The sequence below is a fragment of the Saccharopolyspora sp. ASAGF58 genome, assembly GCF_012277335.1.
GTDB lineage: Bacteria > Actinomycetota > Actinomycetes > Mycobacteriales > Pseudonocardiaceae > Saccharopolyspora > Saccharopolyspora hattusasensis.
The window spans coordinates 141,523-155,096 of sequence record NZ_CP040605.1 but is presented as its reverse complement, the minus strand read 5'-3'; the positions used below and the strand labels follow the sequence as shown (position 1 = coordinate 155,096).

Sequence of the window (13,574 nt, the reverse complement as noted above, 5' to 3'; positions counted from 1 at the left end):
ACCCGCACCCGTGGAAACGGCAAATGGCGGCCGTTACCCGTGAGTGGTCCGAGAGCTGACGAGGCGCGTCCCGCCGCTGACTCCGAGCCTGTTTGCGCAGCTCCATTACCATGATCACCCACCGCCGGCGCAACCGCGGGGTGATCTTGAAACAGGGTGTCGGTGACGCCCGGCATGATCGGCCGTCCGACTGCAACGGCGACAGGATCGGGGCGTACGGGTGTCGGTAGAGGATGTCGGCAAGGGGTTGGCAAACGCCGTCGGCAAGCTCGACACGGCGAGACCAGTCAGATAGACACCGCGCTCACATTGTGCGACGAGAGCCGGGAGGCGCTCGGACAGGCTCTCTCCGGCTCCAATGATCTGGAGGCGGCGGAGGCGCTCGGCTTGCAGCGGTCGGCGGCCGACCAGCTCGACGAGGCACGCGCCAAGGTGGCGGCGATCAGGGAGCGGATCGAGCAGTACCGCCGGTGCATCGGCGCGGGGGCGAGCTCGGCCGCCGGGAGCAAGCCGCCGGAACCGGAGCGCCTGGCCGTGCCGAAGCGCCCGCCGAACGCCGTCGGCGTCGACGGGTCGGAGTACCCAGGGGCGGCGGCGTGGGCGGTCGACGAAGGATTACCGCCACGTGTGCAGCGTGGCGCGGGCTCGCCGACGGTCGGCTACGTCCGTGTGAACGGGCTCCCGACGCGGGTTCAGTCCGGGGCCGACGGATTCTCGGACACGGTCGACCAACGGCTACGGGAGATCGGCGTTCGCCGCCCGTTCGACCTGCGGCGACACGTCGAAATGAAGATCGCGGCGATGATGACCCGAACCGGTGATCAACATCAGGAAGTCGTGATCAACCACGCCCCGTGTGGCTCGGAGCCGGGGCAGACACGGGGATGCCATGACATGCTTGAACGGTTCTTGCCACGGGGGCGCTCGATGACCGTGTACGGAACGACGGCCGACGGGAAACCGTTCAGCCACACCTACCACGGGAAGGGATCATGACGGCGCGTACGAGCGATCTGCTACGGAGCAACGACATCGATGTCCGGCAGCTTACGCCGGATGTGGATCTGGTCGACGCGATTCGGCAACTGAGCCAAGATCCGGAGCTCGGCTGTCCCTGGTCGTGGACGTTGTCGAGCCTCCGCGATGATCTTCCGTGGTACGAGCAACCGGCGTTGTCGGTAGGCGTCCGCGACGCCGAGACGGGTGCACTCGCCTGGCAGGATCAACCGCCGATGGTTCCGGCGAACGGCACCAATACGGAGCCCGTCGACTACTGGCTAGGCGGGCTTCACCACACGCCGATGGACGCGCACACGGAGTTGCCGATGGAGCTCGTTCTACGGGCCGTCGCCGAGTACGTCCGCACTGGCGAGCGCCCGGCGTGTGTTGAGTGGATCGCGGCGCGCTAACACGTAGAAAACGCCCCCGATCTCCCCGGGAAGCGAGCACAACACGGGAGATCGGGGGCGTTTCGTATGCCCGGCGCAGCCAGTACCGGGCGGGTCGCCGAGCGTCCCTCAATAGGCGAGTCGGTCGGCGGAGCCGGTACGAGCGGTTTCCCGTCGGCCGTCTGAGACCGGGCCGCCGGGGTGGCCCTACGACGCGTCCACCGTGTCAGGGCGACCGACACAGCGACGCCGAGCGCGGACAGGCGGATCGTGAACGCGTTCGCCTGCTGCACGCTGAGCCACATCGCACCGACGGCGAGCGGCCGTTGGCTCAGTAGAGCTGGCTGGCGCCTGGTCTGGCACCGGCACCCTTGGCGACCCGGTGATTCCTCCTGCGGCGATTTCGCGCGAAATCGCCACTTGGCAGGCGTTGGGGGCGGCGATTTCGCGCGAAATCGCCGCAGTTTCGCCGCCACCTCGACCAGGCGCGCGCCGCTGGCCTGCTGCACACGGCCTACCACTACCAAGAGGGCGGTATCAGCGCCGCAGAGCAGGCCGAGCACATCATGCGCACCGTTCCCCGCGAGGTCGGGGTGATCCTCGACGTCGAGGCCGGCGGTGGGAACGCTGCGCTCGCCCGCGATTCCACGCAGCGGCTCACCCGCCGCACCACCGGCGCGGAACGTGACCGCCGTCGAGCGGGTTACTCGCCCGCGGCCTCGGGGTGCTCGTCGCGCCACGTCACCGAGGCGGGCCGGTCGGCGCTGTTGAGGAACTCGACGAGGACCTCGGTAAACCGCTCGACCGGCAGGCCCGAACCCGGCGGAAAGTCATCGTCGTCGAACTCGCAGCCTTCCGAGGCGGGGTCGCCCTCGGGGTACGCCTTGCCGCGGGTGGCATCCTGGTAGGAGCTGTAGCCGAACCCGTCGCGGACGGTGGCGAACACGTCGTGGTCGGGAAAATTCGTTTCCGCGTCCCACAGCGGGCGGCCGTTGTGCACCAGCCGCGCACAGCGCCACGGTGCGCCGCCTGCTCGAAGCGACCACCCGTGAGCAAGACCGCCGCCGGTTGCTGTCCGCGGCCGGGGAAACCGAGGCGCTTGCCGGATGGCTCGCGTTCGACCTGGCACGGCCGCGCGAAGCGGTGAGCCGGTACAGGCGAGCGCTTGAGCTCGCTGACGAGGCAGGCGACGGACCGCTGACCGCCTGCACCTTGAACTACTGGTCATACCTACTTGCCTCGCAGGACAAGACCGCCGAGGCCGTGCAGCTTCTCGGCGAAGCGGGCGAGCACGTCCGAGGCTCGACAGCCACAACGCAGGCGTGGGTCGCGGCGCGGCAAGCGATAGAGGCGAGCAGGCTCGGCAGTCTCGCCGTTTCGTCGTACGGCGATTGGGCCACCGCGAGACCGACTCTCTCGCCGGGTCGCTGCTCTCAGCGCTGTCGCCGACCGAGACAAAGGTTCGAGCGCTCGTGGTCGCCGACCTCGCCCTTTCGGCCGCAACACGGTCGGACGTCGACCGGGCTGACGAGCTGGCGGCCGAAGCCTTGCCGCTCGCCGTCCGAATCGAGGCAAGCCTCGCTCAAGATCGGCTGTGGGAACTAACCGAGGTGCTGCCGCAGGACAGCGGACGAGGCACGGCCGAAGCCCTGCGGTAGCGGGTTACGTCGGGGCTGCTTGCGAATTCTCAGGCTTGAGTTTCCTCGTCGACCCACGACAGGTAGGCATCACTGCCGCCGGTGATCGGTGTCGCGATGATCTCGGGCACGTCGTAGGTGTGGTGCTCGTTGATGTGCTTGATCAGCGCGTCGAGCCGCCCGGCCGACGTCTTGATCTGGAGCTGCCATTCCGGGTCATCCTGAACGGCGTTCGCCCACCGGTAGAAGCTGCGGATCGGCACCACCTGCACACAGGCGCCGCCCTTCGCTTCCACGATGCTCCGCGCCAAGGTGGCCGCCGCTTATTCCGAGTCCGTCGTCGTCACAACCTGCACGTAGTCAGCCATGCGATCAGGGTATCGAGCAGAGCGCCCGAGCAGAGGGGCGGCGATTTCGCGCGAAATCGCCACTTGGCAGGCGTAGGGGGCGGCGATTTCGCGCGAAATCGCCACCTTCCTGAAGGCGGGTTCAGCGTGCTGCGGTCCACTTCGGACGGATGGCTCAGATGAGTTGGTTGTGCAGTTCGCCGGCCGCTTCGCGCAGGAGCGTCAGGACCTGGTCGTGCATGGCCTCGGGGGAGATCCGCTCGATGCTGCATCCCACGTGCAGGGCCGCGACGACCCGGCCGTCCCACCGCCGCAGGGGCACGGCGATCGAATGCGCTCCCGGTTCGACGTCGTTGGCGACGTAGCAGAAGCCGTCCCGCTCGATGCCGTCGAGCGACGCCGCCCCGGCGCCGATAGCACCGAGCGCGCTCGCCTGCTCCTGCGGCGGCAGGTGCGCGAGGAGGACCTTGCCCAGCGACGAGATGGCGGCCGGGGTCCGGTAACCGATGCCGCTGCCCACCTGGATCAGCCGGTTCGGCACGGCGCGGGCGATCACGACGGCGTCCGCGCCGTCGAGCACGGCGACGGAGCACGCCTCCTGCACCTGCGCGCAGATCCGGTCGCAGACGGGCTGCATGACGGAGCCGGTGACGTTGGAGGTCAGGTATCCGGCGGCCAGCCGCAGGATCTGCGGGCTGAGCTCGTACGCGTGACCGTCGGCGACGAGATACCCGAGGTGCTCGAGGGTCAGCACGGCGCGCCGAACCGTGGCGCGCGAGAGGTCGAGCTTGCGGGCAAGATCGGCCTGCGTCAGCCGCCGGTTCTCACCGTCGAAGGCGGACAGCACCGCCATGCCCCGCGCCAGCGCTTCGGAGAAGTCCGCGGCGTTAGGAGCGTTGGCGAGCTTCCGCTGCTTCCGGACGGCACTGTCCTTGTCCGCAAGTCGGCCCATACCGCAATTCCCGTCAGGCAACGATGATTTCAGCCAATCTACGTCTCCGAACTCATGTGCGTCAATCGAACATCCGCCCCGCGTTGGGGTTTTACCGTTGGAAGAAGCGGTGGTACTGGTGGTTGATCATTGCTGGTTGTGCCGCCGTGTTCAGGAACATCAGCGAGTCCATCCGGCAGTTGCACGGGCTTCGCTCCGCCGTGTTCTGCGGGAAGCTGCCGCCGATCTTGATTCCTCGCGGGTTCGTCTTCGTCGTACCGGACCCGTCGAGCCGCCACGGGTCGCCCGGGACCGTGTAGACGCCCGGGAGCGGCTGGCCGTTGCGGTAGAGGGCGATTTCGCCGGTCGTGTAGTCGAACGTCGCCGCCAGGTGCACCCATTCGCCGGGCGGCAGTATCTCGCGCCAGTCCTGCCGGGCGGCGAATGTCTGGGTGTTGCCTCCGTCGATGCGGCGGCCCAGCCCCACCAGCCGCAGTTCACCGTCGACCTGGGTCAACTCCAGCAGCGCCCGGACGTCGTGGCCATCGGAGCTGCCGCTGAGGATCCCGGCCAAGCCGACGGCGTTGTACCGGTCGCCCGGGTCCGGCGTGTTCGAGTTGGGGCTGGGGTTCTCGCCGGTCATCTTGAACCAGCCCATCACGGTCGCGCCCCCGGTGCCATTGAACGCGCTGAGCGACGAGACGCCGTTGCCGTCCCAGACACCGGCCTTCCAGTCGTCCTTGCCGGCCACTCCGGGGTTGACCTGCTGAGCTTGGAGGGCGTTGTTGCTGCCGGGGAACGCGCCGTCGGACACCCGCATGTCCGCACCGCCGCCCAGCAGGCTCAGCAGGGTACGTGACGAGCCGCGGTCGAGCTCGCGGGAATCGTCGGCGGCGAAGGGCCGCTCGAAGTCGTAGTAGGCGACCAGGTTCCGCTTTACCTGCGCGGTGACCTCCGAGCCGGGGGCCATCCGCGTTCCGGCCACCTTCCAGATCTTTCCGTTGGCCTTGGCGAGCAGGTACAGGTTGCGCCGCGAGTCGGTGCCGAAGCGCAGGTCCACCCGACCATCCCCGGCGAAGTCCGTCATCCGCAGCTGCTTGCCCGCGGTGTCGAACAGCTGCAACTCGTGCAGGGGCGCGCGCTCCGCGCCGCGCTTCATCCGGTTGACGTCGGTGTAGAACACGCGGCCGTCCACCAGGTCGCCGAAGACGTACTTGCCCTGCAGCAGCGGAAATTGCGCTCCCCGGTACACCTGGCCACCGGAGATCCCGTGGCCGCTGTCGGAGTTGCACGGCCAGCCCTGCGGCGGATCGTGGTCGTAGGCGGCCACCGGGTAGACGTAACCGTACTTCTCGTCGTCCGCCGGCAGCGGGTACAGGTAGCACTGGTTCTCCGGGCGGAAGGTGAAGTCACCCTCGCGCTCGCTCCACCCGAAGTTGTCCCCGGCGCGGACCTCGTACACCGCTTCGATCGCGTGCTGGCCGATGTGGCCGAGGTACATCGCGTGCTGCCCCTCGGGGTCCCAGCTGAACCGGTGCGGGTCACGCATGCCGACGGCGTAGATCTCGCCCAGCGCGCCGGGCGTGCCGGCGAACGGGTTCGACGCCGGAATGCCGTACTGGCCGTTGGGTGCGTCCGTGCCCGCCGGGTCGATCCGCAGGATCTTGCCCGCCGGGGTGCTCATGTCCTGAGGCACGTCGGAGTCCAGGCCGATGCCGCCGTCACCGACTCCCAGGTACAGCAGGCCGTAGTCGGGGTCGCCCGGCTTGGCGGTGGGGTTGAAGTCGATCTGCTGGATGGCGTGCAGCTGGGTGGTGAACCCGAACCGGAAGATTTCCCGCTGGGAACCGGTGAACACGTCGGCGGCCGGATCGTCGGCGGTCCACTCGGTCACCACGCTCTGCACGGACGCCTTCGGCTGGTTCGGATAGGTCGGCTCCTCGGAGTCGATGGCCGCCTCGTCCTCGCTGTGCACCGTGTAGAACTTGCCGTTGCGCGCGAAGTCGGGGTGGAAGGCGACGAAACCGAAGCCGCTGCCCATCCCGCGCCCGGAGAAGAAGTGCTCGAAGCGCGCCTTGAAGTCCAGGTACACGTGTTGCTGACCGCCGTCCAGCAGGTACAGCGGGCCGTTGAGGTCGGGCACGAACATCCGCCCGGAGCCGTCGGGCACCTCGCCGATGTAGTTGATCCGGTTGTGCCGGACCAGCCGCGGGTCGGTCGCCGGGGGCGTCGCCTCGGACGCGGGCAGCTGCGCGACTTCCTGGAGCACCAGGCCGAGCCGGGACTGCTGCGGCTCTTCGGGGATCGGATCGGTGATCGGTTCGTCGGCGGGGCCGGCCGCCGGTGGTGCTAACAGGGTCGCTGCGGCCACCACTGCGGTGATCGCGGCGCCCCAGGATCTGCGCACGCGCATGGTAGGACTCCATCCCTCGCCGTTGTGGGTTGGTCATGCATCGCAGGCCGCCGGTGGAAAGCGGTGGACTGCGGGAGAAGAACCGGAAACCGCTGTCAGGGGAGCGGGAGTGCCGATGATGGTGACGTCGCGGACGCGCCCGTAGTCGTCGTTTGTTCTTCGTCTCATGTGGACTCCTCCTGGCGGCTAGCGGTGCGGCTAGCGGTGCGGCTAAAGGTGCGGCTCCACGAACTCGACGTACCGGCGGGTCAGGGTGGCGACAATATCGGAGCCGGGGGCGGCCCAGACGTCGGCGTTGAAGATCTCGACCTCGACGTCCCCGCGGTACCCGGCAGCGGAAACCGCGCGCGTGAGCGCCGCGAAGTCGATGTGGCCGTCGCCCACCATCCCGCGGCTGAGCAGCGTGTCCGCGGGTAGCGGGGTGATCCAGTCGCAGATCTGGTAGCTGACGATCCGCTGCCCGGCGCGCGCGATCTGCTCCAGTACGCCCGGCTCCCACCACACGTGGAACGTGTCGACCACGACGCCGACCAGGTCCGGCGGGTGCCGCTCGGCGATGTCCAGGGCCTGGGCGAGCGTCGAGATGACCCCGCGGTCGGCGGCGAAGACCGGGTGCATCGGCTCGATGCCCAGCCGCACCCCGCGTTCGCGTGCGTGCGGGACCAGTGCGGCGACGGCGTCGGCCACGCGCTGCCGGGCACCGGCGAGATCGCGGTCGCCCGCGGGCAGCCCGCCGGGCACGAGCACCAGCGCGTCGCAGCCGAGAGCTGCGGCCTCGTCGAGGGCGGTGACGTTGTCGCCGATCGGATCGCCGGAGGTGAAGAAACCACCACGGCACAGCGAAGAAACCCGCAGTCCGGCATCGCGGACCATCCGCGCGGCGACCTCCAACCCGACCTCCGCAACCGGTTCGCGCCAGACCCCGATGGAGCCGAGCCCGGCGGCCACGCAGCCCTCCACCGCTTCGCGCAGCGACCAGTTGGCGGCCGTGCGCTGGTTCAGCGAAAGCCGGACCAACCGCGGGTCACCGGGCTGCGGAGTCGGTACCCGGGCCGGTGCGCTCATCGGCACGTCGCGCGCGCTCATGCGGCGGCCCCCGCAGCCTCGAACCACAACCGCATCCGGTACGCGGCGAACTCCGGATCGACCAGCAGCTGCGCATCGTTGGCCAGCGCGAAGATCCGCGCCAGGTGCACGATGCTGCGCGCGGACTGCAATCCGCCGAGCATCGTGAAGCCCGGCTGGTGGCCGTTCAGCCAGGCCAGGAAGGCGATCCCGGTCTTGTAGCAGAAGGTCGGTGCGCTGAACACGTGCCGCGACAGCGGGAGCGTCGCAGCCATTTCCGCGTCGTAGGCTGCGAGGTCGCCGTCGTCGAGCGCGGCCAGCGCCGCCGACGCGGCCGGGGCGATCGCGGCGAACGCGCCGAGCAGCGCGTCCGAGTGGTGTTGCGAGTCGCCGCGGATCAGCTCCGGGTAGTTGTAGTCGTCACCGGTGTAGAGCCGCACGCCGGCTGGCAGTGCGGCGCGCAGACCACGTTCGTGCCCGGCCGACAGCAGGGACACCTTCACGCCGTCGACCTTCGTGGCGTGGTCGCGGACCAGATCGAGGAAGGCCTCGGTGGCGGTGGTCAGGTCGGTCGAGCCCCAGTAACCGGCCAGGTGTGGGTCGAAGACCTCGCCGAGCCAGTGCAGGATCACCGGCTCGGCGACCTGCCCGAGCACCGCGTCGTACACCCGCCGGTAGTCGTCGGTGCCGCCGGCGATGGCGGCCAGCTGACGGGAGGCCATCACGATCACCTGCGAGCCGGTCGACTCCACGAAGCCGACCTGCTCCTCGTAGGCCGCGACGACCTCGTCGAGGGTGGTGGCCCCGGCCCGGTGGTCGGTGCCCGCCCCGGAGGCGATCCGGGCGCCGAAGGAGCGGGCCTGCCCGGCGCTGCGGCGGACGAGTTCCCGCACCGCGGGCCAGTCCAGGCCCATGTTGCGCTGCGCGGTGTCCATCGCCTCCGCCACCCCGAGCCCATAGCGGAACAGCTCCCGGCGGAAGGCCAATGTGGATTCCCAGTCCACTGCCGCGGGCGCCCCCGGGGTGTTGTCGCCGAGCGGATCGGCGACCACGTGCGCGGCGGCGAACGCGACCCGCGAGCCGTACGGCCGCGGATGTTCCTTCCACCGCCTGGGTTCGCGCAGCACGACCTCCGTCCAGGTGCCCCGGTCGGTGGGCAGTTCGATCGCGCTCATGCCGCGCCGCCGGTGGGCAGCTCGATGCGGCGGCCCGCGGCCGACGAGGTGAGCCCGGCGTGGGCGAGCCGGAGGCCGCGCACCCCGGCCGCCAGGTCGTAGGGGTGCGGCCTGCCGTGGTGCACGTCCAGCAGGAAGCGTTCCCACTGCGCGCGGAAACCGTTGCGGAAATCCGCATTGTCGGGGATCTCGTCCCACTGGCCGCGGAAGTCCTCGGTGGTGGGCAGGTCCGGGTTCCACGACGGCCGCGGGGTGCGCACCCGCGGCTGGACGCGGCAGCCGAACAGGCCCGCGACCGCCGAACCGTGCGTGCCGTCGACCTGAAACTCCAGCAGTTCCTTGCGTTCCACCCGCACCGCCCACGACGAGTTGATCTGCGCGATGATCCCGCCGTCGAGCTCGAAGATCGCGTAAGCCGCGTCGTCGGCGGTGGCGTCGTAACGCCGCCCGTTCTCGTCCCAGCGCTCCGGGATGTGCGTGACGGCCTTCGCGGTGACCGCGCGGACCCGGCCGAAGATGTTCTCCAGCACGTAGTTCCAGTGGCAGAACATGTCCAGCACCACGCCGCCGCCCTCCTCGGCCCGGTAGTTCCAGCTCGGCCGCTGCGCGGGCAGCAGGTCGCCCTCGAAGACCCAGTAGCCGAATTCCCCGCGCACGGAGAGGATCCGGCCGAAGAATCCCGCGTCCACCAGCCGTTTTAGCTTCTGCAAGCCCGGCAGGAAGATCTTGTCGTGCACGACGCCGTTGACGACCCCGGCGTCTTCGGCCGCCGTCACCATTTCGTCGCCTTCGGCCACGGTCTCGGCCACGGGTTTCTCGGTGTAGACGTGCTTACCCGCGGCCACGGCCTTCAGCACCGCCTTGCGGCGCTCGCTGGTGACCTGGGTGTCGAAGTAGATCTCCGCGGCGTCCTCGGCCAGTAGCGCGTCGAGATCGGTGCTCCACTCGGCGATGTCGTGGTCGGCGGCGATGCGGGCCAGCTTCCCGGCGTTGCGGCCGACCAGCACCGGCTCGACCTGGATGTGGCTGCCGTCGGCGAGCGGTACGCCGCCGTCGTCGCGGATCGCCAGGACCGAGCGCAGCAGGTGCTGGCGGTAGCCCATCCGGCCGGTGACGCCGTTCATCAGGATGCGGTAGGTGCGATCGGTCATGCTCGCGGGCCCCCTGTCTTCAACGTCTTCGACGATGTGGTGCTGGAGCGTCGGTTGCCGAGGTAGAGCTCGCCGAGCTGCGGGTCGGCGAGGAGGTGGGCTGCCGGGCCGGAGATGTGCACCCGGCCGAGGTCGAGCACGCAGCCCAGGTCGGCGACCTCCAAAGCGCGGCGGGCGTTCTGCTCCACCAGCAGCACCGCCGTCCCCGCGTCGCGCATCCGCGCCACCTGGGCGAACACGGCCTCGGTCGCCTTGGGGTCCAGGCCCATCGACGGCTCGTCGAGCAGCACGACCTTCGGGCTGACCATCAGGGACCGGGCGAACTCCACCTGCTTCTGCTGGCCGCCGGAAAGCGCCCCGGCCAGCGCGTTCCACCGCTCGGCCACGACCGGGAAGAGGTCCTGGACGAAGGCCACACGGCCGGCGATCTCGGATTTGTCCCGCAGCGTGTACGCGCCGAGCAGCACGTTCTCCGCGACCGTCATCTCCTTGAACACGCTGTGCCCCTGGAGGACGTGGGACAGTCCGGCTTCGAGCATCTGCTGCGGCCGGCGGCTCGTGACGTCCTTGCCGCACACCAGAATCCGGCCGGATCGCGGCGCGAGCATGCCGCTGGCGACCTTGAGCACCGTGGACTTCCCGGCGCCGTTGGGCCCCACGAGGCAGACCACGCTGGCCGGCGGCACCCGCACCGTCAGCCCGCGCAGCACCGGCGCCGCGCGCCCGTACCCGGCCTCGACGTCGACGAGTTCGAGCAGGTGCTCGCCCGAACCCCGCTGCTCAGATCCCAAGGTAGGCCTCCAGGACTCGCGGGTCGTTGCGGACCTCGTCGGGCGGGCCCGCGGCGATCGGCCGTCCGCGGTCGAAGACGACCACGTGGTCCGACAGGCTCATCACCAGGTCCATGTTGTGTTCCACGATCAGGAAGGTCCGGCCCTCGGCGTTGAGCGCGCGCACCAGCTCCCCGATCCGCTCGATCAGCGCCGGGTTCACCCCGCCCGCCGGCTCGTCGAGCAGCACCGTCTCGGGATCGGCCATCAGCACCCCGGCGAGCTCGAGGAGTTTCTGCTGGCCGTAGGACAGGTCGCGGGCCTGCACGTCGGCGAGGTGCTCGATGCCGACGCGGGTGAGCAGTTCGCGCGCCCGGTCCAGGTCGGCGCGCTGGCGCGCGGCGACCAGCTGGCCGAGCAGGGTCCGGGAGCGGACCGGGACCAGCAGGTTCTCCAGCGCCGTCATCCGCGGGAAGATCCGGCACAGCTGGAAGCTGCGGCCGATGCCCGCGCGGGCGATCCGGTGCGGCGGGCGGCCGGTGATGTCCCGGCCGCGGTAGCTCGCGGAGCCGGAATCGGGCCTGATCATCCCGGTGACGCAGTTGAAGAACGTGGTCTTGCCCGATCCGTTGGGGCCGATCAGCGCGTTGACCTTGCCGTGCCGGAAGGCGACGGTGGCCCCGTCGACGGCGCGCACCCCGCCGAAGGACTTGGTCAGGCCGGTGGTTTCCAGTCCCGTGCTCACAGGCGCGCCTCCTCGACGGTCCCGGCCCGGCGCTGCTCGGCGAGCTCGGCCTGGCTGACTTCCCGGATCGACGCCGTCCGCGGGCGGAGCCGGTGCAGCAGGTCGCGCAGCGCCGGGATGATCCCGTCGGGCATGAACAGCACCACCGCGGCGAGCAGCGCCCCCAGCGCGACCAGGTGCAGCTGGGTGTCGCCGTACTGGGCCTTGAAGTACTCCACGGCGTAGCCGGTGATCACCGCGCCGAGCACCGGCCCGAACAGGCTCCGCACGCCGCCGAGCAGGCTCATCAGCACCAGGTAGGAACCGGTCAGCACGGAGAACTGGAAGATCGGGTCCAGGAACCCGAACCACAGCGCGTAGAGCCCGCCGCCCAGCGCGGTGAAGAACGCCGAGACGACGAACGCGACGAGCTTGTAGGTGAACGTCGGCACCCCGAGCGCCTCGGCCTTGTCCTCGTCCTCCCGGATCGCTTTCAGCCCGGAGCCGAACCGGGAGCGGTCGATCGCCCACCAGCACAGCAGGGCGACGGCCAGCAGCGCGGCGTGCAGGTAGAAGAACCGCTCGTGCTGCTCCGGGCGGAGCACGTCCGGACCGAACGGGCGCGGCACGCGCAAACCGTTGGAACCGCCCGTGAAATCCCCCCAGCTCTGGAAGACCAGCAGCGTGATCAGCACCAGCGCGATCGAGACGATGACGAACGATGCACCGCGCACCCGAAGGCTCGCGACGCCGATCGGCACCGCGAGCACCGCGACGACCACGCCGCCGAGGACCAGCGCGAGCCACGGGTTCAGGTCCGCGCGCACGACCAGCAGCGCGGTGGCGTAACCGCCGAGCCCGGAGTACGCCGCGTGGCCCAGCGAGATGTAGCCGGTGAATCCGCCCACGAAGTTCCACGACGTGGCCAGCACGGCGTAGCTCATGATCACCACGCCGACCGACAGGATGAACGGATCCGGCGCCAGCGCGGGGAAAGCGACCACCAGCGCGGCCAGCGCGAGCAGGCCGACGAGCTTCGCGGCGCGGGCGGGATCAGAAACGCTGCGCAAGGCGGCCTCCGAAGAATCCCTGGGGGTGCAGCAGCAGGGTGGCGAACAGGGCTACGTAGAAAACCGTTTGCGCCCAGGTCGTTCCGAGCGGCAGCTGGAGCAGGCTCTGGCCGAGCCCCAGCACCATGGCGGCGATCGCCGCACCGGGGACGCTGCCCAGTCCGCCCACCACGATGATCGCCATCAGCGGCCCGATCCAGTGCCAGTGCAGCGACGGGTAGATCGTGGAGTCCAGGGCCAGCGCGGTTCCGCCGATCGCCGCGGTGGCCAGGCCCAACCCGAACCCGTAGCCGGCGATCCGGCCGGTGTTGATGCCGACCAGTTGCGCGGCCTCCCGGTGCTGGATCGTGGCACGCAGCGCCTGGCCGAACCGGGTCTTCTTCAGCAGCATGTAGAGCCCGGCCAGCGACACCGCGGCGAGACCGAACGCGATCAGCTTCACCACCGGGACGCTGGCGCCGAAGAACCGGATGTCCGCGCCGGAGTAAGGCAGCTGGATGCGCCGGTGGGTGCCGCTGAAGACGAGCCCGAGCGCGCCTTCGATCACCAGCGCGATGGCGAACGTCAGCAGCACCGACATCATGGTCAGCGTCGCCGGGCGCAGCCGCGAGATCAGCAACCGCTGCATGAGCACGCCGACCGCGAAGAACAGCGGGACGGTCACCAGCAGCGACAGCAGCGGGTCCAAGCCGGTCTGGATGTTGAAGAACCACGCCAGGTATGCCGCCAGGATCAGGAAGGCGGAGTGCGCCAGCATCACCACGCGCATCACGCCGAAGTACAGCGTCAGGCCCGCGGCCAGCAGGGCGTAGAGCCCGCCGAGCAGCACGCCGAGCACCAGGCTCTGCAACAGGAGCGATCCGGTCATTGAGAGCCTCTCTCCAGACTCGTTACCAGTCTCTT

At 69.7% G+C, this 13,574-nt stretch carries 14 protein-coding genes and 1 pseudogene; 4 read left to right on the top strand and 11 right to left on the bottom strand.

The annotated features are described in order from the left end of the window. The first annotated feature begins 309 nt into the window (after nt 1-309). The 3 genes and pseudogenes from FDZ84_RS00430 to FDZ84_RS39875 form a co-directional block, all read left to right on the top strand. Nucleotides 310-996, top strand: a complete 687-nt coding sequence (locus FDZ84_RS00430) for a DddA-like double-stranded DNA deaminase toxin (RefSeq protein WP_168584207.1) — start codon at nt 310-312, stop codon at nt 994-996. Beyond that, nucleotides 993-1,409 (top strand): Imm1 family immunity protein, encoded by a 417-nt coding sequence (locus FDZ84_RS00425; protein WP_168584206.1) that lies wholly within the window; start codon nt 993-995, stop codon nt 1,407-1,409. Before FDZ84_RS00430 ends, FDZ84_RS00425 begins: the two co-directional genes overlap by 4 nt. Nucleotides 1,410-1,780: 371 nt before the next feature. Further along, a pseudogene (locus FDZ84_RS39875) lies at nt 1,781-2,047 on the top strand (GH25 family lysozyme); the annotation flags it as partial. A 44-nt stretch (nt 2,048-2,091) separates the two neighbouring features. On the opposite strand, the gene FDZ84_RS38425 reads toward FDZ84_RS39875, so the two are convergent. Next, on the bottom strand, nt 2,092-2,388 hold the full coding sequence (locus tag FDZ84_RS38425) for an Imm1 family immunity protein (protein WP_246868710.1): 297 nt from the start codon (nt 2,386-2,388) through the stop codon (nt 2,092-2,094). 472 nt (nt 2,389-2,860) lie between these two features. Between FDZ84_RS38425 and FDZ84_RS38420 the strand changes: the two genes are divergently transcribed. After that, on the top strand, nt 2,861-3,046 hold the full coding sequence (locus FDZ84_RS38420) for a hypothetical protein (protein ID WP_246868709.1): 186 nt from the start codon (nt 2,861-2,863) through the stop codon (nt 3,044-3,046). A 29-nt stretch (nt 3,047-3,075) separates the two neighbouring features. On the opposite strand, the gene cutA is transcribed toward FDZ84_RS38420, so the two are convergent. The 10 genes from cutA to FDZ84_RS00360 all read right to left on the bottom strand — a co-directional run bounded on the left by cutA (nt 3,076) and on the right by FDZ84_RS00360 (nt 13,539). Beyond that, entirely contained in the window at nt 3,076-3,336 is a 261-nt protein-coding gene (gene cutA / locus FDZ84_RS00405) for a divalent-cation tolerance protein CutA (RefSeq protein WP_246868708.1), read from the bottom strand. 211 nt (nt 3,337-3,547) lie between these two features. Continuing rightward, nucleotides 3,548-4,324 carry an IclR family transcriptional regulator C-terminal domain-containing protein gene (locus tag FDZ84_RS00400; protein ID WP_168584204.1) on the bottom strand — a complete coding sequence of 259 codons (777 nt, stop codon included), beginning with the start codon at nt 4,322-4,324 and terminating at the stop codon, nt 3,548-3,550. A 91-nt stretch (nt 4,325-4,415) separates the two neighbouring features. Beyond that, the gene (locus FDZ84_RS00395; RefSeq protein WP_168584203.1) at nt 4,416-6,716 is read right to left on the bottom strand and encodes a PQQ-dependent sugar dehydrogenase; all 2,301 of its coding nucleotides are present in this window, start codon (nt 6,714-6,716) and stop codon (nt 4,416-4,418) included. A gap of 210 nt (nt 6,717-6,926) precedes the next feature. Next, complete coding sequence (locus FDZ84_RS00390) at nt 6,927-7,802, bottom strand: sugar phosphate isomerase/epimerase (protein WP_168584202.1); 876 nt, start codon at nt 7,800-7,802, stop codon at nt 6,927-6,929. Further along, nucleotides 7,799-8,956, bottom strand: coding sequence for a dihydrodipicolinate synthase family protein (locus FDZ84_RS00385; protein WP_168584201.1), 1,158 nt, complete (start codon nt 8,954-8,956; stop codon nt 7,799-7,801). Before FDZ84_RS00385 ends, FDZ84_RS00390 begins: the two co-directional genes overlap by 4 nt. Continuing rightward, nucleotides 8,953-10,107: a Gfo/Idh/MocA family protein gene (locus FDZ84_RS00380; RefSeq protein WP_210435377.1), complete on the bottom strand. Its 1,155-nt coding sequence runs from the start codon at nt 10,105-10,107 to the stop codon at nt 8,953-8,955. The genes FDZ84_RS00385 and FDZ84_RS00380 overlap by 4 nt, the downstream gene beginning before the upstream one ends. Continuing rightward, complete coding sequence (locus FDZ84_RS00375) at nt 10,104-10,898, bottom strand: ABC transporter ATP-binding protein (protein ID WP_168584200.1); 795 nt, start codon at nt 10,896-10,898, stop codon at nt 10,104-10,106. The genes FDZ84_RS00380 and FDZ84_RS00375 overlap by 4 nt, the downstream gene beginning before the upstream one ends. After that, nucleotides 10,888-11,622, bottom strand: a complete 735-nt coding sequence (locus FDZ84_RS00370) for an ABC transporter ATP-binding protein (RefSeq protein ID WP_168584199.1) — start codon at nt 11,620-11,622, stop codon at nt 10,888-10,890. Before FDZ84_RS00370 ends, FDZ84_RS00375 begins: the two co-directional genes overlap by 11 nt. After that, a complete protein-coding gene (locus tag FDZ84_RS00365) occupies nt 11,619-12,671 on the bottom strand; it encodes a branched-chain amino acid ABC transporter permease (protein WP_168584198.1) in 1,053 nt (350 codons plus the stop codon). The genes FDZ84_RS00370 and FDZ84_RS00365 overlap by 4 nt, the downstream gene beginning before the upstream one ends. Beyond that, nucleotides 12,655-13,539 (bottom strand): branched-chain amino acid ABC transporter permease, encoded by an 885-nt coding sequence (locus FDZ84_RS00360; protein ID WP_168584197.1) that lies wholly within the window; start codon nt 13,537-13,539, stop codon nt 12,655-12,657. Before FDZ84_RS00360 ends, FDZ84_RS00365 begins: the two co-directional genes overlap by 17 nt. Nucleotides 13,540-13,574 lie beyond the last annotated feature (35 nt).